18 protein-coding genes and 1 tRNA gene are annotated in these 14,772 nt (G+C 58.5%); 7 read left to right on the top strand and 12 right to left on the bottom strand.

Annotation, left to right across the window (positions count from 1 at the left end; all coding sequences use genetic code 11):
- Positions 1 to 7: 7 nt before the first annotated feature.
- Positions 8 to 1,087: a methyltetrahydrofolate--corrinoid methyltransferase gene (locus tag RGAI101_RS04040; RefSeq protein WP_037227333.1), complete on the top strand. Its 1,080-nt coding sequence runs from the start codon at positions 8 to 10 to the stop codon at positions 1,085 to 1,087.
- A gap of 221 nt (positions 1,088 to 1,308) precedes the next feature.
- A complete protein-coding gene (locus tag RGAI101_RS04045; protein WP_037227335.1) occupies positions 1,309 to 1,722 on the top strand; it encodes a RidA family protein in 414 nt (137 codons plus the stop codon).
- Positions 1,723 to 1,931: 209 nt separating this feature from the next.
- Here the strand turns inward: RGAI101_RS04045 and RGAI101_RS04050 are convergent.
- The 12 genes from RGAI101_RS04050 to RGAI101_RS04105 form a co-directional block, all read right to left on the bottom strand.
- Positions 1,932 to 2,008 (bottom strand) — tRNA-Arg (locus tag RGAI101_RS04050).
- A gap of 73 nt (positions 2,009 to 2,081) precedes the next feature.
- The gene (locus tag RGAI101_RS04055; protein WP_008225424.1) at positions 2,082 to 3,302 is read right to left on the bottom strand and encodes a cysteine desulfurase; all 1,221 of its coding nucleotides are present in this window, start codon (positions 3,300 to 3,302) and stop codon (positions 2,082 to 2,084) included.
- A gap of 1 nt (position 3,303) precedes the next feature.
- Positions 3,304 to 3,894 (bottom strand): Yip1 family protein, encoded by a 591-nt coding sequence (locus RGAI101_RS04060; RefSeq protein WP_008229293.1) that lies wholly within the window; start codon positions 3,892 to 3,894, stop codon positions 3,304 to 3,306.
- The gene (locus RGAI101_RS04065) at positions 3,891 to 4,376 is read right to left on the bottom strand and encodes a hypothetical protein (RefSeq protein WP_037227338.1); all 486 of its coding nucleotides are present in this window, start codon (positions 4,374 to 4,376) and stop codon (positions 3,891 to 3,893) included. The genes RGAI101_RS04060 and RGAI101_RS04065 overlap by 4 nt, the downstream gene beginning before the upstream one ends.
- Positions 4,376 to 5,659 carry a SufB/SufD family protein gene (locus RGAI101_RS04070; RefSeq protein WP_008225405.1) on the bottom strand — a complete coding sequence of 428 codons (1,284 nt, stop codon included), beginning with the start codon at positions 5,657 to 5,659 and terminating at the stop codon, positions 4,376 to 4,378. The genes RGAI101_RS04065 and RGAI101_RS04070 overlap by 1 nt, the downstream gene beginning before the upstream one ends.
- Positions 5,659 to 6,414: a Fe-S cluster assembly ATPase SufC gene (sufC, locus tag RGAI101_RS04075; protein WP_008227594.1), complete on the bottom strand. Its 756-nt coding sequence runs from the start codon at positions 6,412 to 6,414 to the stop codon at positions 5,659 to 5,661. The genes RGAI101_RS04070 and sufC overlap by 1 nt, the downstream gene beginning before the upstream one ends.
- 91 nt (positions 6,415 to 6,505) lie before the next feature.
- The gene (locus tag RGAI101_RS04080; RefSeq protein ID WP_008225235.1) at positions 6,506 to 7,312 is read right to left on the bottom strand and encodes a polysaccharide pyruvyl transferase family protein; all 807 of its coding nucleotides are present in this window, start codon (positions 7,310 to 7,312) and stop codon (positions 6,506 to 6,508) included.
- Positions 7,312 to 7,626: a heavy metal-binding domain-containing protein gene (locus tag RGAI101_RS04085; protein ID WP_008226579.1), complete on the bottom strand. Its 315-nt coding sequence runs from the start codon at positions 7,624 to 7,626 to the stop codon at positions 7,312 to 7,314. Before RGAI101_RS04085 ends, RGAI101_RS04080 begins: the two co-directional genes overlap by 1 nt.
- Positions 7,623 to 7,814 (bottom strand): hypothetical protein, encoded by a 192-nt coding sequence (locus RGAI101_RS04090; protein ID WP_008225407.1) that lies wholly within the window; start codon positions 7,812 to 7,814, stop codon positions 7,623 to 7,625. Before RGAI101_RS04090 ends, RGAI101_RS04085 begins: the two co-directional genes overlap by 4 nt.
- A 6-nt stretch (positions 7,815 to 7,820) precedes the next feature.
- Complete coding sequence (gene sufB / locus RGAI101_RS04095; protein WP_008224954.1) at positions 7,821 to 9,335, bottom strand: Fe-S cluster assembly protein SufB; 1,515 nt, start codon at positions 9,333 to 9,335, stop codon at positions 7,821 to 7,823.
- 25 nt (positions 9,336 to 9,360) lie between these two features.
- Positions 9,361 to 10,437, bottom strand: coding sequence for a cysteine desulfurase family protein (locus RGAI101_RS04100; RefSeq protein WP_008227819.1), 1,077 nt, complete (start codon positions 10,435 to 10,437; stop codon positions 9,361 to 9,363).
- A 97-nt stretch (positions 10,438 to 10,534) separates the two neighbouring features.
- Positions 10,535 to 10,996, bottom strand: a complete 462-nt coding sequence (locus RGAI101_RS04105; protein ID WP_008228646.1) for an Rrf2 family transcriptional regulator — start codon at positions 10,994 to 10,996, stop codon at positions 10,535 to 10,537.
- A gap of 177 nt (positions 10,997 to 11,173) precedes the next feature.
- On the opposite strand from RGAI101_RS04105, the gene RGAI101_RS04110 reads away from it, so the two are divergent.
- From RGAI101_RS04110 to RGAI101_RS04130, 5 genes are all read left to right on the top strand, one after another.
- A complete protein-coding gene (locus RGAI101_RS04110; protein ID WP_008226526.1) occupies positions 11,174 to 11,827 on the top strand; it encodes an alpha/beta hydrolase in 654 nt (217 codons plus the stop codon).
- A complete protein-coding gene (locus RGAI101_RS04115; RefSeq protein ID WP_037227341.1) occupies positions 11,827 to 12,066 on the top strand; it encodes a hypothetical protein in 240 nt (79 codons plus the stop codon). The genes RGAI101_RS04110 and RGAI101_RS04115 overlap by 1 nt, the downstream gene beginning before the upstream one ends.
- On the top strand, positions 12,063 to 12,644 hold the full coding sequence (locus RGAI101_RS04120) for an HD domain-containing protein (protein ID WP_008228758.1): 582 nt from the start codon (positions 12,063 to 12,065) through the stop codon (positions 12,642 to 12,644). Before RGAI101_RS04115 ends, RGAI101_RS04120 begins: the two co-directional genes overlap by 4 nt.
- Before the next feature lie 164 nt (positions 12,645 to 12,808).
- Positions 12,809 to 14,023 carry an NADP-dependent isocitrate dehydrogenase gene (locus RGAI101_RS04125; RefSeq protein ID WP_008226192.1) on the top strand — a complete coding sequence of 405 codons (1,215 nt, stop codon included), beginning with the start codon at positions 12,809 to 12,811 and terminating at the stop codon, positions 14,021 to 14,023.
- 135 nt (positions 14,024 to 14,158) lie between these two features.
- A complete protein-coding gene (locus tag RGAI101_RS04130; protein ID WP_037227350.1) occupies positions 14,159 to 14,767 on the top strand; it encodes a YitT family protein in 609 nt (202 codons plus the stop codon).
- The last annotated feature ends 5 nt before the right edge of the window (positions 14,768 to 14,772 follow it).

Consider the following 14,772-nt stretch of genomic DNA (forward strand, 5'->3'; position numbering starts at 1 on the left):
AACAGAAATGACCAGAACCGTCGTCGAATCCAAGACAAAATCCGCGATCATCGGCTTTGACCAGCCCTTTTGCGTCATCGGAGAGCGGATCAACCCCACAGGCCGCAAGATCCTGGCAGAAGAGCTTGAGCGCGACGATTTCAGCCGGGTCGAAGCCGACGCCATTGCGCAGGCCGCAGCGGGTGCGAATATCCTCGACGTGAATTCCGGTGCCGTGTTCTCGAACAAGATGGCCGAAGACCCGCGTTACGCGGATAACAACTTTGTCGAACCGACGCTGATGCGCCAGTTGATCGAAGTGGTGCAGCGCGTGGTCGATATACCGTTGTGCATCGACAGTTCCGTGCCCGGTGCATTGGAAAACGGCCTTGCCGCCGCCGAAGGCCGCCCACTGCTAAACTCGGTCACCGGTGAAGAAGAACGGCTGGAACTGGTTCTGCCGCTGGTCAAGAAATACAACGTGCCGGTCGTGGCGATCTCCAACGATGACACCGGCATTTCCGAAGACCCCGATGTCCGGTTCGACGTCGCCAAAAAGATCGTGGAACGCGCCGCTGATTTCGGGATTCCTGCCCATGATATCGTGGTCGATCCGCTGGTCATGCCCATCGGCGCGATGGCGACTGCGGGCCATCAGGTCTTTACCCTTGTGCGCCGCCTGCGCGAGGAATTGGGCGTAAACACCACTTGCGGTGCATCCAACATCAGCTTTGGTCTGCCCAACCGTCACGGCATCAACAACGCGTTCTTGCCAATGGCAATGGGGGCCGGCATGACATCGGCGATCATGAACCCGATCACCCTGCCCGTGAACCAGACCAAGATCGCTGAACACAAGGCGCTGATCTCGGCCGCCGGGATCATCCTGCCGGACGACATCGACGACGAGACATTCGTGTCGCTGTTCGGCCTTGGATCGACCAAAGCGACCCCCGGCAAGGAAATGGAAGCCATCCGCGCCGCCAACTTCCTCTATGACCGCGACCCGAACGGCACCGACTGGATCAAGTTCAACAAAGTCGCCCCCAAAGCCGGCCAGGAAGGCCGCGGCCGCGCTGGCCGGGTTGGTGGACGCCGTCGGGGCTAAGGTTTAACGTCCCGCGATTTGAGCTGGAAAGCCCCTGAAGACGATGGTCTTTCAGGGGCTTTTTCTTTTTGAGAACAAGAGTTTGTGCCTGAACGCATCATGCGTCAGCCCATGGCGTCGGCCGTGACGCATGGTTGCTGTCAGGGTCCCCCGCAGATAAAAGCCAAGGATTGATCGCTGCCGGTTCACGCCTTTGGCAGCGCCTAAGAGGAGACAAGATCATGACATCAGAAATTTTGCAGATACCGGAAGGGAACGAAATGTTTGAAGGCTATCGCGCAGCCTTTGAAAAATACGGATTCTCGCCCGCGGTAAAGTCGAAAGGATTCTTGTTCATATCCGGGCAAATCGGGGCGCGCCCCGATGGCACGGCACCCGAAGATGTTGCGGGCCAAACGGAATGGGCATTGAAACGCATCGAGGAGCTGTTGCGGATCGCAGGACTGGATTTCACCGATCTTGTCGATGTCGTGAGCTATCATGTGGATATCGAAAACACGCTGGCAGAGTTCATGGACGTCAAACAGCGCTTCATAAAAAGCCCGTTTCCTGCGTGGTCAATCATAGGGACTTCCGGCCTAAGCCGTCCGGAGTTGAAAGTCGAAATTCGCGCCGTCGCCGCCCTGCGGGACTGAGGGGGACCAGCTAATCAGCGGGCGACGGTATTTTGCCAAATGCCGTCGCCTGGCGGTTGCCCGAGTGAACCGCAGCTTACTTCTCATCGCAGTTGCGCCGACTGTCGCGTGACCAACGTCCCAAGGCATCGGTAACGGGACTACTTTAGAACGCGCGCAGACAATCTACCGTTCCAAAAGCGCTGTCGCTTATTCGAAATATCGGAAAATGGTGAACCCAGCTGGATTCGAACCAGCGACCTCTGCCTTCGGAGGGCAGCGCTCTATCCAGCTGAGCTATGGGTCCATCTGAGGGCGGTATAGCCAGCCACGCCGCCCCCTGCAATTACAAAATCGACCTGATGAAAATCAGTGTCGTTTCAGGCGAACAGATCATGCGCCAGTTCAAGAGCCTCGATCAGCGTGTCGACCTCGGCGGTGGTGTTGTACATCCCGAACGACGCACGGCAGGTGGCGGTCTGGCCGATGTGTTCCATCAGCGGGCCACAGCAATGCTGCCCTGCCCGAACCGCCACTCCCTTTTTGTCGAGGATCGTGGAAATATCATGGGCATGGGCGGCACCGTCCAGCGTAAAGCTGAAGATCGCGGCCTTGTCGGGCGTGGTGCCCTGCACCTGCAACCAGTTGAGGCCTGCAAGGCGCTCAACGGTATAGTCGCGCAAGGCAGCCTCGTGGGCGGCGATGTTGTCCATCCCCACACCCATCATATAGTCCAGCGCGACGCCAAGGCCGATGGTCTGGACGATACCGGGTGTGCCTGCCTCGAACTTCATCGGGGCGTCGTTGTAGGTGACGTTGTTCTTGGTGACTTCACGGATCATATCCCCGCCCCCCATGAAGGGGCGCATTTCGGCCATCCGTTCCGATTTCATATAGATCGCGCCGGACCCGGACGGACCATACAGCTTGTGGCCGGTGATCGCGTAGAAATCGCACCCGATATCCTGGACGTCGACGGGCATGTGCACCGCAGCCTGAGACCCATCGACCAGTACGGGCACGCCCTTGGCATGGGCCCCTGCGGTGATCGCCTTGACGTCGACGACCGTGCCCAGCACGTTCGAGACCTGAGTGATCGCAATCAGCTTGGTCTTGGGGGTGATCGCATCAATCACGGCCTGCGGGTCCAGCGCGCCGGTGGCATCCACATCAACCCATTTAAGGATCACGCCCTGGCGTTCGCGCAGGAAATGCCACGGCACGATATTCGCGTGGTGTTCCATCACCGACAGAATGATCTCGTCGCCCGCCTGAAGGTTTGGCATGGCCCATCCGTAAGCCACCAGATTGATGCCTTCCGTGGTGCCAGTTGTGAACACGATCTCGTCTTCGTCTGGGGCATTCAGAAACTTGGCGATGGTGCCGCGCACGGATTCGTATTTATCGGTCGCAAGGTTAGAAAGATAGTGCAAGCCACGGTGAACATTGGAATATTCATGACTGTAGGCATGGCTGATCGCGTCAATGACGACCTGTGGTTTCTGCGCCGAAGCCCCGTTATCCAGATATACCAGCGGCTTGTCATTCACCGTACGCGACAGGATTGGAAAGTCGCGGCGGATTGCATTGACGTCATACATTTCAAACTACTCCTTGTGCTGCGATGCCAATGATCGACAGCAGAAAGCTTAGACCGAGCACGATCATCAGCATGGCAATCAGCAGAGTCCCGAAGGCCCGCCCGAGGGTCGGAAACCGGAATGCTGCTGCGATAAAATTAACCAGGATCCACAGCCCGATGATCCCGGTCGCAAGCGAGAAGATCAACGAAATCCCCGGTGCCACGAACATCAGAACAAAGATCACCACCTGCGCGAGGATCCGCAGCACCTGAAGGAACACGACCAAGGCCAGAATGTCGCCCAAATCGCCCTTGCCGCCGATGGCGCGCCCTGTCCAGTACAAACCATGGGTCGTGATGACCAAGACGCCGGCCAGCAGGACAAACATCGCCAGCGGGCTGGTAAAGAACTCAGGCATGCCGGGGGTCGGCTGCAAGGTGATGCTGAGCGAAAATATCAGCGTGTTCACCGCAGCGGCCAGCGCGAGTGCCGTCCACAATGTTTCGCGGTCCAGACGCCAGCCGATGATCTGTTCGGCGGCTTGGCGCGGATTGCGCAGGCTAAGGACGACCAGTTCGGTCAGCAGAGTGCGCAAATCGGTGCCAGTCATGATGTTTGCCTATACGCGACCAGCAAGCCACTGATCCAGAACCATAAAAATACACAGAGCCAGATCAGCCCGACGATCTGCAATTCGATACCTGGGCCGACGAACCCAGCCGTCAGCCCGTGCAACAGAACCAGCGGGCTGGAGGCCAGCAAGGCCCAGAACAGCGCAAGACGGGTGTTGAACCCGGTCACGTTGCCCCGCAGCACACGCAGGATGATCTGCGTGCCCGCCGCCAGGACATAGAAAATCAGCGGCGCGATGAACAGCCATGCCAGCAGCGTGCCACCAAGCAGCATGTTCAGATCCGTTCCGCTGATGAACGCCTCGCGGGCGAGACGCGGTGTTTGCGCGACAAAGAAGATCAGGCAGGCCACCATGAGATAGATCAGATTGCGATCCTCACGGGTGCCCTGCCCCAACAGCCGCCGGACGACGGCTGCGGGGTTGCGATAGCTTGCAACGATGTCGCGCGTGGCGGCCATCAGTGCGCGTGCCGCTCAAGCCAGTCGGCAAGCCGTCCGGTGATTTCTTCACGCAGGGTTTCGTCTTCGACTTCGGTCACAGCCTCGGCCAGAAACGCAAGCGTCAGCAGATCGGTCGCTGCCCCGTGCGGCACACCGCGCGAACGCAGATAGAACAGCGCGTCCTCGTCTATGGCCCCCGAGGTCGAGCCGTGCGAACAGGCCACGTCATCGGCGTAAATCTCGAGCTCTGGCTTGGCAAGGAACTGGCTGTCCTCGTCCAGCAGCAAGGATTGGCTGATCTGGTAGCCGTCGGTCTTTTGCGCGCCAGCCTTGACCAGAATCTTGCCTTGGAAGACGCCCGTGGCCCCGTTGCGCAACACCTTCTTGAACACCTGACGGCTTTCGCAGTTCACCGCGTCATGGGTAACGAAAACCGTATCGTCGTGGTGGAAATCACTGCCATCGCCGACGCAAGCCCCTGCGACTGTCGCATTCGCATCATCGCCGGTCAGTTCGATCACGCAATCATTGCGCGTCATCACGCCGTTGGCGGTCAGGGTGAATGACTTGAACGTCGATTCCGTACCAAGCCGCGTAAAGATATGGGTGGCAGCGCGTTGTTCATGGTCGCGGCCTTGGGCACGCACATGGTGGAAAGCGGCATTGTCAGCTACTTCGACCTCGAGCACACCGTTAAAGCGGGCAGCGACGGGGCCGTTTTCCAGCAAGGTCAACTCGGCCCCTTCTTCCAGCTTGATGCAATGGTGCAGCATCGCATCGGCCGTCTCGGACGTGCGGCGATAGATGAAGTTCACCGGCTTGCTGACCTTGGCAGTCACGTGGATCAGGATACCATCCGGCGCAAACGCTGTATTCAGCGCCGCCAAGGGGCGTGCCACAGGGGACTGACCTCGGGTTTCCAGCGTACCGTAAAGGTCGCGCGCCCAGTGGATATCAGCCGATGCGTCGGCCAGCCGTTCGATGTTGATCCCTTCTAGCGTCAGATCATCCGAGGCGTCGGCGTCGAACACACCATCGACAAAGACGATCTTCAACCGGTCGATGTGGTCGAACAACGCGACTTCGTCAGAAACGCGCAGGGCCGCTGGCAATGCCTCGGGCTGGATCAACGTGTCGGGGCGGGTGTACTTCCAATATTCGTCGCGCCGCTGCGGCAGGCCCATGGACTGGACCCGCGCCAAGGCATCCTTGCGCGCCGCGTCGGACCAACCGCCAGACGGCTGGTCAAGCGTGGCGATCATCGCCGCGACAGGAGTTTGCTTCAGTGCTGCTTCGGCCATTACGCCACCTCGGCAAGGATATCCGCATATCCGTTGTTTTCGACTTCAAGCGCCAGTTCAGGCCCACCGGTCTTGATGATGCGGCCGTCTGCCATGATGTGCACAACGTCGGGTTTGATGTGATCCAGCAAGCGCTGGTAGTGTGTGATGACCAAGAAACCACGGCCTTCGGTGCGCAGGGCATTCACGCCTTCGGCAACCAGCTTCATCGCGTCGACGTCCAGACCGGAATCGGTTTCATCCAGTATGCACATCTTCGGCTCGAGCATGGCCATCTGGAGGATTTCGTTGCGCTTCTTTTCGCCGCCCGAAAAGCCGACATTGACCGGACGCTTGAGCATCTCTGCGTCGATTTTCAGCTCCTTGGCACGCGCACGCACCACCTTGAGGAACTCGGCAGCCGACATTTCCTCTTCGCCGCGGGCCTTGCGCTGTGCGTTCACGGCGGTGCGCAGGAAGGTCATGTTGCCAACACCGGGGATTTCAACGGGATACTGGAACGCCAGAAACAGGCCAGCGGCGGCGCGTTCTTCGGGTTCCATGTCCAGCAGATCCACCCCTTCGAGGGTGGCGGAACCGCCCGTGACCTCATAACCGTCCTTGCCGGACAGCACGTAGGACAGCGTCGATTTACCCGAGCCGTTCGGCCCCATGATCGCGTGTACCTTACCGGCTTCGATCTCGAGATCGACACCCTTCAGGATTTGCTTGTCTTCGTCTTCGAGTTTGACCTTCAGGCCTTTGATGCTCAGCATGGGATGGTCCTTTTCTAGTGCGTCTGTGCTGCAATGGCAGCGAATGGAGGGAATGAAAAGCCCAAGGTCGGGCTGTTCTCAGTGAAAGAATTCATGCCGCAACTCCCAGCCGCAAGGCCTTGGGAAAGCTGGCATAAAGAGCGTTTCGGCAGACATCTATACCTGCCTGATAGGGCAGCGGTGCATCGGGTTCCGGCAGATGCGCTGCCGGTATGTCCTCGATCATGACGGGGGCTGGCATGGCACGCCCGACGGCCGCGGCATAGTCGAGGTATTTCAGCCGCGACTGCCCCACCGGGGCGACCCACGTATTGGGCACACCGTAAGCATCCGCGACAATCAATCCATGCAGCGACGAGGCGAAAACATGGTCACATGCCGCAATGGCGGCACAGACCTCGCGGGCGTCCCCGCGCGGATCGATCAGTTGGTATTTCGGGTCACTGTCCAAAAGCGCCTTCAGCATCACGTCATCCATAATCGAATGATGCGGCACGATGCCAATCTTGCCGTTGGGCGTGCGGTCCATCGGCCAGACATCACTGATCAACAGGCCCGGATCGCCGAAACGATCCACCTCTAGCCCCAGCAATGCGGCGGTGATCGGACCACGAACCAAGGCGATCCTGACATGATCCTTGAACCTCAGGCCGTGCACCGCATGCAGCAACCCTGTGCCCCAAACCGTTGGCATCAGGTCCTTTTCTTCAGAATAGGCACGCTTGATCACCTGCAAAAGCGACCCGACGGCCCAGATGTCGGCCTTGTTAACGCCGGCATGCACCACCTCGCGGCCCGACACATGGGCCAGCACCACAGGGCTGATGGCGTCCCCGAAGTTCGGGACCGCCTTCCACCAATGCAAGCGCAGGGGTGTGGTGTCTGCCGCAACCGTCATCAGCCGAGCCGCACCGCCGTACCGGAGACCGACACCAGCATCATGCTGTCGCCGATGATCTCGTAATCGATATCAATGCCCACGACCGCATCGGCCCCTTTGGCGCCTGCTTCGGATTCAAGTTCCGCCATGGCAGCCGCGCGGGCATCGCGCAGCTTGTTTTCGTACTGGCCGGACCGGCCCCCGACGATATCGGTCACCCGCGCGAACATGTCGCGCACGAAATTGGCCCCCATGATCGCCTCGCCGACGACAATGCCCTGATAGGCGGTCACGGTACGGCCTTCGATGGATGGTGTTGTGCTCAGGATCATTCGTCTTTCCCCTTGCGCAACACAACCAGCGCGACACGGATCGCGGCATAGATCATCGCAAAGATCAGCATCGAAGGCAGCGTCGATTTGAACGCCTCCAGCGACAGTCCACCTGCCCTGAAGAACGTCATCAACACCCAGAACACCAGTACGGCGACGGCCACGTCCCATGTCAGCTTGCGCATCATGTCAAATTACCCCACGGACCCTTCAAGCGAGATCGCCACAAGCGCCTGCGCTTCCATCGCGAATTCCATCGGCAGCGCTTGCAGCACGTCCTTGCAGAACCCGTTTACGACCAGGGCAACGGCCTCTTCCTCGTCCATGCCCCGGCTGCGGCAATAGAACAGCTGATCGTCATCCACCTTGGATGTCGTCGCCTCGTGTTCGACACGGCTGCTGTTATTCTTGACCTCGATGTACGGCACGGTATGCGCCCCGCATTCAGAGCCGATCAGCAAGCTGTCGCATTGCGTATAGTTGCGCGATTCCTTGGCCTTGGGGTGCATGGACACCAGCCCGCGATAGGTATTCTGCGCCTTGCCTGCCGATATCCCCTTGGACACGATCCGCGACTTTGTGCGCTTGCCGAGGTGGATCATCTTGGTGCCGGTATCGGCCTGCTGCATGTTGTTGGCGATGGCGATCGAATAGAATTCGCCCTGGCTGTCGTCGCCGCGCAGAATGCAGGACGGGTATTTCCACGTCACGGCAGAGCCGGTTTCGACCTGCGTCCACATCACCTTGGCCCGGTCGCCCCGACAATCGGCGCGCTTGGTCACAAAGTTATAGATGCCGCCCTTGCCATTCTCATCACCGGGATACCAGTTCTGAACGGTCGAGTATTTCACCTCGGCGTCTTCTTCGATGATGATTTCGACCACGGCAGCATGCAGCTGCGACTCGTCGCGCTGCGGTGCCGTACAGCCCTCAAGGTAGGACACATAGGACCCCTTGTCGGCAATGATCAGCGTACGTTCGAACTGGCCTGTGTTTTCCGCATTGATGCGGAAATAGGTGGACAGTTCCATCGGGCAGCGCACACCCGGCGGCACATAGACAAACGACCCATCGGAAAACACTGCCGAATTCAGCGTGGCATAGAAGTTATCATTCACCGGCACGACCGAACCGAGGTATTTCTTGACCAGTTCAGGATGATCCCGGATCGCTTCGGAGATCGAGCAAAAGATCACCCCCGCCGCTTTGAGCTCCTTTTGAAAGGTCGTGCCGACGGAAACGGAATCGAACACCGCATCCACCGCGACCTTGCGCGGTGCATCGGTCAATTCCTCTGCGCCCTCGACACCGGCCAGTAGCATCTGCTCCTTCAAGGGGATACCCAGCTTGGCGTAGGTCGCCAACAGCTTTGGGTCGACCTCGTCCAAAGACTTCGGCTTGACGGCCATGGATTTGGGGCGGGCATAGTAATACTGCTCCTGAAAGTCGATCTTGGGATAATCGACCATCGCCCAGTCAGGTTCATTCTTGGTCAGCCAGCGTTGATACGCGGCCAAACGCCATTCCAGCATCCATTCAGGCTCTTCGTTCTTGCCCGAGATCAGCTTGACGATGTCCTCGTTCAGACCCAGCGGGGCATAATCCATCTCGATGTCAGTGGACCAGCCATGCTTGTAGGCACCACCGACTTCGCGCACCGCATCTACTGTCTCTTGATCGACGCCGTCTTTTACAATTGTAGTGTCCACGATCTTCTTCCTCTCGCTTCGGGCTTCAGGCCACCCGCATCTGGTGTTTCGTCCATTTTTCAATCCATGCATCGGCAAAGCGCAATACATCGTCTTTTGTCGTCTCAAGGCCCAGCGATACGCGGATCGCGCTTGACGCCTGGGCCTCGGAGTAGCCCATGGCGATCAAGACCTTGCTTGCCTTGACCTTGCCGCTAGAGCAGGCAGAACCGGCCGATATCGCAAATCCCGCCAGATCCATCTGCATCACTTGCGTCTCGCCCTTCCAGCCTGACGTAAGGATGCACGAGGTGTTGGGCAAGCGCGGCCTGTCTTTCCCGACAAAAATAGTCTGATCAGTCGCAGCCGCAATAGTCTTTTCTAGAATATTTCTAAGTTGGGCCACTTCGTCCCACCGTCCTGCGGCGACATCCTGCCCGGCCGCTGCGGCCGCGGCCCCGAATCCGGCTATTCCGATGGTGTTTTCCGTGCCAGAGCGCCGGTTCATCTCTTGCCCGCCCCCGCGCAGCATCGGGACGGGATCATCGGCGGTAAAGTTGATCAACGCACCGACCCCCTTGGGCCCGCCAATCTTGTGGGCCGACAGGATCGCATAGGACGGCGTCACCTCGCCATAGATGACGGGCATCTTGCCCGCCAGTTGGGTAATATCGCACACCGTTGAATGATGCGGTGTGCTGCCAACCACCACCCCTGAAGCCCCCAGAATACCCGTTTCGCTATTCGCCGCCGACACGGCGCGCAGATGATGCCCCTCAATCGCACCGCCCCCGACCTGCGCAGGATCAAGAGCAACTTCGCTCCAATCCCCCAAACAATCATGTTCCGTCGGCAAGGCCGAAAACAGCCCCCCATGACGCGCCTTCTGCGCGACGGCCAAGGCCGCGGCCTCCGTTGCACTGCTGGTGAAAATCACCTGCGTGGTCTTGCATCCGACAAGCTCCGCCACCTGCGCCCGGGCCCGCTCCACCAACATTTTGGCCGCGCGTCCTTCCGTATGCACGCTTGACGGATTTCCGACGACATCCATCGCCGCAATCATCGCCGCGCGCGCCTCCGCCCTGACCGGGGTCGTTGCATTATGATCCAGATAGACCCTCACAGCGCCTTCCAAATGGCTAGATATCCCAGGGAGTTTGAGGGACAGCGTCCCTCATTCCCTAACAAAAATAATCGCGCTTGCGCGCCCGCACCTTCGGTCATTCCTCGTCCACCACGGCAAACAGGTTGGGCACAGCCGGACAGGGTGCCAGTTCATTGGCCACCACATCCGACAGCCGCGTCTGGTGCAAGAACACGTAAACCTGCGCGCTCAACCCCTCCCACAGCCGGTTGGTCAGGGACTGCGCCCGACTGCCCGACGATCCACCCGAGGCACCTGCCCCCACATGCATCGCATCAACCTTTTCATCCACCGCGCTCAGAATATCGACGACACGGATATCCGATGCAGGCCGTCCCAGCCGGTAACCGCCCCCCGGTCCGCGCACAGACGCCACCAGTTCAGCGCGGCGCAGTTTGACAAACAACTGCTCCAGATAAGGCAAGGAGATCGACTGCCGCTCTGCAATGTCGCCAAGGCTCACCAGCCCGCCGGGGGGTTGCAGCGCGATATCCGTCAGCGCCACCATCGCATAACGCCCTTTGGTCGACAGTTTCATATCATGCGTTCCCTTGCCAAAATCGCCAGCTAGATTGACGGCAGCGGTGTTAATGCCTAAGTGCAGTGCCTGATCCTCAGAAACGCTGGGATCATGCAAGTTAGAACCGTTCTAAGATGTCTTAGGGAATTCGTCAACTATTCCCCTTCATCTTCAGAGCCCAATTTAGGGACGCCCATGCCCGAGGTTATTTTTCCCGGACCCGAAGGCCGCCTCGAAGGCCGCTACCACCCACAGAAGGAACGCGACGCGCCAATCGCCATTCTTCTGCACCCGCACCCTCAGTTTGGCGGCACCATGAACCACAAGGTAGTGTATAACATGCACTACGCCTTCTACCGGATGGGGTTCACCGTTCTGCGGTTCAATTTCCGTGGCGTCGGGCGCAGCCAGGGCGAATATGATCAGGGGATCGGCGAATTGTCCGATGCCGCGTCGGCGCTTGATTACCTGCAATCGATGAACAACAATTCCAAGCATTGCTGGGTTGCGGGTTTCTCGTTCGGGGCATGGATCGGCATGCAACTGCTGATGCGCCGGCCTGAAATCACCGGCTTCATCTCGGTGGCACCGCCCGCCAACATGTACGACTTCAGCTTCCTGGCCCCCTGCCCGGCATCCGGTCTGGTAATCAACGGCACCGCCGACCGCGTGGCTCCGCCCGCTGATACGGTCAATCTGGTCAACAAGCTGCACGAGCAGAAAGGCATCACGATCACGCACCAGCAGATCGAAGGTGCAGGCCACTTCTTTGAAGAGCCGCACATGGACACGCTGATCACGTCAACCACCGACTACGTAAAACGCCGCCTGACCGAGACCTCTCGCTGATGGCGGACCAGAACGTCATCGACATGGCAAACCAACTGGCCGAAGAATGTCTTGCTGTACAACGCGAGACCGGCAATGACCGTTTGTTCATGGAGGTCGCCGGGGTTCTGGGGGCCTCTTCCCAAACCATGGAAGAAGCCTTCGTGACTGCGATCCGCACACGGATGGCGACGTTTCAGGGCCGTGCGTTTCTGAACAAGGCCCTCGCAGCCCACAAAGCGAAAGAACCCAAGGCATGACCGAACGGCTTGAGCAGCAAATCGCCTTTCTGAACGAGGCAGACAAGCTCAAGTCGGTCAACCGAGGCACGTTGTTGTGTGACGCCTCTCGGGCCGAAAACTCAGCGGAACACAGCTGGCATTTGACCCTTTACGCCTTAGTGCTGGCCGATCAGGCCGGGCCGGACGTGGACGTGACCCGCGTGATCAAGATGCTGATCCTGCATGATCTGGTCGAAATAGACGCGGGCGACAATCCGATCTTTGGCGACTACGATCAGATCGCGATGGAAGCGCAGGAACAGATCGCGGCTGATCGTATATTCGGATTACTTCCCAATGACTTGGGCGATGATCTTCGCGCAACTTGGGAAGAATTCGAGGCCAACACGACCGCTACCGCCCGCTTTGCCAAATCGCTCGACCGGTTCCAGCCGCCGATGCAGAACCTTGCTGCGGATGGCGGCAGCTGGGTCGAATACAACGTTACCGAAGACAAGTTCGTTGAAAAAGTCGGCTCGAAAATCGCGACCGGCGCGCCGGGGCTGTGGCACTTTGCCCAAAAGAAGGTCTCGGCCTGGTTTGCGGCAAACCGCTAGGCGATTTCGCTTGGTAACTGCGCGATTTTCACGCGATCTTCATACAATCTGTGCAACCACTGCCTCCACACAAATGAAATTCGGTATACTGATGTATACCGTCTATCTAAACGCGTTCAGATCAGCTATGACGCCCTTGGACACGCATCAAAGGAACCGCGCCCATGACCAAGATCAAGGTAGACAACCCGATTGTCGAACTCGACGGCGATGAAATGACCCGGATCATCTGGCATTTCATCAAGGAAAAGCTGATCCTGCCCTACCTTGATGTGGATCTGAAATATTATGACCTTGGCATGGAAGTCCGCGACGAGACGAACGACCAGATCACCATCGACGCGGCCCACGCAATCAAAGAATACGGCGTCGGCGTCAAATGCGCGACGATCACCCCGGACGAGGCACGGGTCGAAGAATTCGGCCTGAAAGAGATGTGGCGTTCCCCCAACGGGACGATCCGGAACATTCTGGGCGGCGTGATTTTCCGCCAGCCGATCATCTGCAAGAATGTGCCCCGCCTTGTGCCCGGCTGGACCAAACCGATCGTCGTGGGCCGCCACGCTTACGGCGACCAGTACAAAGCCACCGATTTCAAATTCCCCGGTAAGGGCAAGCTGACGCTGAAATTCGTCGGCGAAGATGGCACCGAGATCGAGCGCGAAGTGTTCGATGCACCGGATTCTGGCGTGGTCATGGCGATGTACAACCTTGATAAATCCATCATCGATTTCGCCCGCGCGTCGATGAACTATGGCCTGAACCTTGGCTGGCCGGTGTATCTAAGCACCAAGAACACGATCCTGAAACAGTATGACGGCCGTTTCCTTGAACTGTTCCAGCACATCTACGAGACTGAATTTGCTGATAAATTCAAGGCTGCCGGGATCACCTATGAACACCGGTTGATCGACGACATGGTGGCCTGTGCGATGAAGTGGAACGGCGGCTACGTCTGGGCCTGCAAGAACTACGATGGCGATGTGCAATCCGATACCGTTGCACAGGGCTTCGGCTCGCTTGGGCTGATGACGTCGGTGCTGATGACACCAGACGGCCAGACGGTCGAGGCCGAGGCGGCCCATGGTACCGTCACCCGCCACTACCGCCAGCACCAGAAGGGCGAGGAAACATCGACCAATTCCATCGCGTCGATCTACGCCTGGACAGGCGGCCTGAAGCATCGCGGCAAACTGGACAACAACGCGGCACTGACCCGCTTTGCAGAGACCCTGGAAAAGACCGTAGTTAGCACCGTGGAATCCGGTCACATGACCAAAGACCTGGCGCTGTTGGTCGGGCCTGACCAGGGCTGGCTGACCACGATGGGCTTCCTTGAGAAGGTCGATGAGAACCTGAACAAAGCCTTGAGCGGATAAGTTCAAAGGGCCGCACCGAACAGGGCGGCCCTTTTTTGTGCGTTACCAGCCCTCAGACCAGGTTGACCACACATAAGGGCGACAAATTGTCCGAGCGCTCTAGACAGGTCAGTCTTGCTGCCCTAAGTGACGCATATGGAGATAGCACACACAACCGACCATAGCGTGACCGATGATGTCCAAGGTTTAAGCCTTGGCATTTTCCTGTGCGGAATTGGCATTCATGTTCTGACGTCCGTTGGACTGATTACGGGCCAAACTGCCGGTTTGGCCGTGATCATCGCCTATCTGACAGGATATTCCTTTGGCATTGTGTTCTTTGCCATCAATCTGCCGTTCTATTTCATCGCTTACAAACGTCTGGGCATGGAATTTACCATCAAATCGCTTATTTCGGTCTCGCTCTTGTCCGTGGTGACGGAACTCCTCCCCCTTGGGTTCGTGATCCAGTCCCTCGATCCCGCGTTGGGTGCCGTAATTTTCGGATCGCTCGTGGGGTTGGGCCTGTTGGCCATGTTCCGCCACAACGGGTCATTGGGCGGGCTTGGCGTGATCGCGCTGCTCGTCCAGGATACCACCGGTTTCAAGGCCGGATGGGTGCAACTGATCACCGACGCGATCATCTTTACAGTGGCCTTGTTTCTGTTTCCTGCGACGGTGGTCGTCTATTCGCTGCTGGGCGCGGTCGTGTTGAACCTGATTATCACCTTCAACCACCGCCGCGACAGATACATCGCAACCTAAGGGCT

The organism is Roseobacter sp. GAI101 (assembly GCF_000156335.1).
Classification (GTDB): domain Bacteria; phylum Pseudomonadota; class Alphaproteobacteria; order Rhodobacterales; family Rhodobacteraceae; genus Sulfitobacter.

Coding starts and splice junctions, on each gene's coding strand:
- RGAI101_RS04040 (WP_037227333.1), top strand. CDS start 8: ATGACCAGAACCGTCGTCGAATCCAAGACAAAATCCGCGATCATCGGC.
- RGAI101_RS04045 (WP_037227335.1), top strand. CDS start 1,309: ATGACATCAGAAATTTTGCAGATACCGGAAGGGAACGAAATGTTTGAA.
- RGAI101_RS04055 (WP_008225424.1), bottom strand. CDS start 3,302: ATGTATGACGTCAATGCAATCCGCCGCGACTTTCCAATCCTGTCGCGT.
- RGAI101_RS04060 (WP_008229293.1), bottom strand. CDS start 3,894: ATGACTGGCACCGATTTGCGCACTCTGCTGACCGAACTGGTCGTCCTT.
- RGAI101_RS04065 (WP_037227338.1), bottom strand. CDS start 4,376: ATGGCCGCCACGCGCGACATCGTTGCAAGCTATCGCAACCCCGCAGCC.
- RGAI101_RS04070 (WP_008225405.1), bottom strand. CDS start 5,659: ATGGCCGAAGCAGCACTGAAGCAAACTCCTGTCGCGGCGATGATCGCC.
- sufC (WP_008227594.1), bottom strand. CDS start 6,414: ATGCTGAGCATCAAAGGCCTGAAGGTCAAACTCGAAGACGAAGACAAG.
- RGAI101_RS04080 (WP_008225235.1), bottom strand. CDS start 7,312: ATGACGGTTGCGGCAGACACCACACCCCTGCGCTTGCATTGGTGGAAG.
- RGAI101_RS04085 (WP_008226579.1), bottom strand. CDS start 7,626: ATGATCCTGAGCACAACACCATCCATCGAAGGCCGTACCGTGACCGCC.
- RGAI101_RS04090 (WP_008225407.1), bottom strand. CDS start 7,814: ATGATGCGCAAGCTGACATGGGACGTGGCCGTCGCCGTACTGGTGTTC.
- RGAI101_RS04105 (WP_008228646.1), bottom strand. CDS start 10,996: ATGAAACTGTCGACCAAAGGGCGTTATGCGATGGTGGCGCTGACGGAT.
- RGAI101_RS04110 (WP_008226526.1), top strand. CDS start 11,174: ATGCCCGAGGTTATTTTTCCCGGACCCGAAGGCCGCCTCGAAGGCCGC.
- RGAI101_RS04115 (WP_037227341.1), top strand. CDS start 11,827: ATGGCGGACCAGAACGTCATCGACATGGCAAACCAACTGGCCGAAGAA.
- RGAI101_RS04120 (WP_008228758.1), top strand. CDS start 12,063: ATGACCGAACGGCTTGAGCAGCAAATCGCCTTTCTGAACGAGGCAGAC.
- RGAI101_RS04125 (WP_008226192.1), top strand. CDS start 12,809: ATGACCAAGATCAAGGTAGACAACCCGATTGTCGAACTCGACGGCGAT.
- RGAI101_RS04130 (WP_037227350.1), top strand. CDS start 14,159: ATGGAGATAGCACACACAACCGACCATAGCGTGACCGATGATGTCCAA.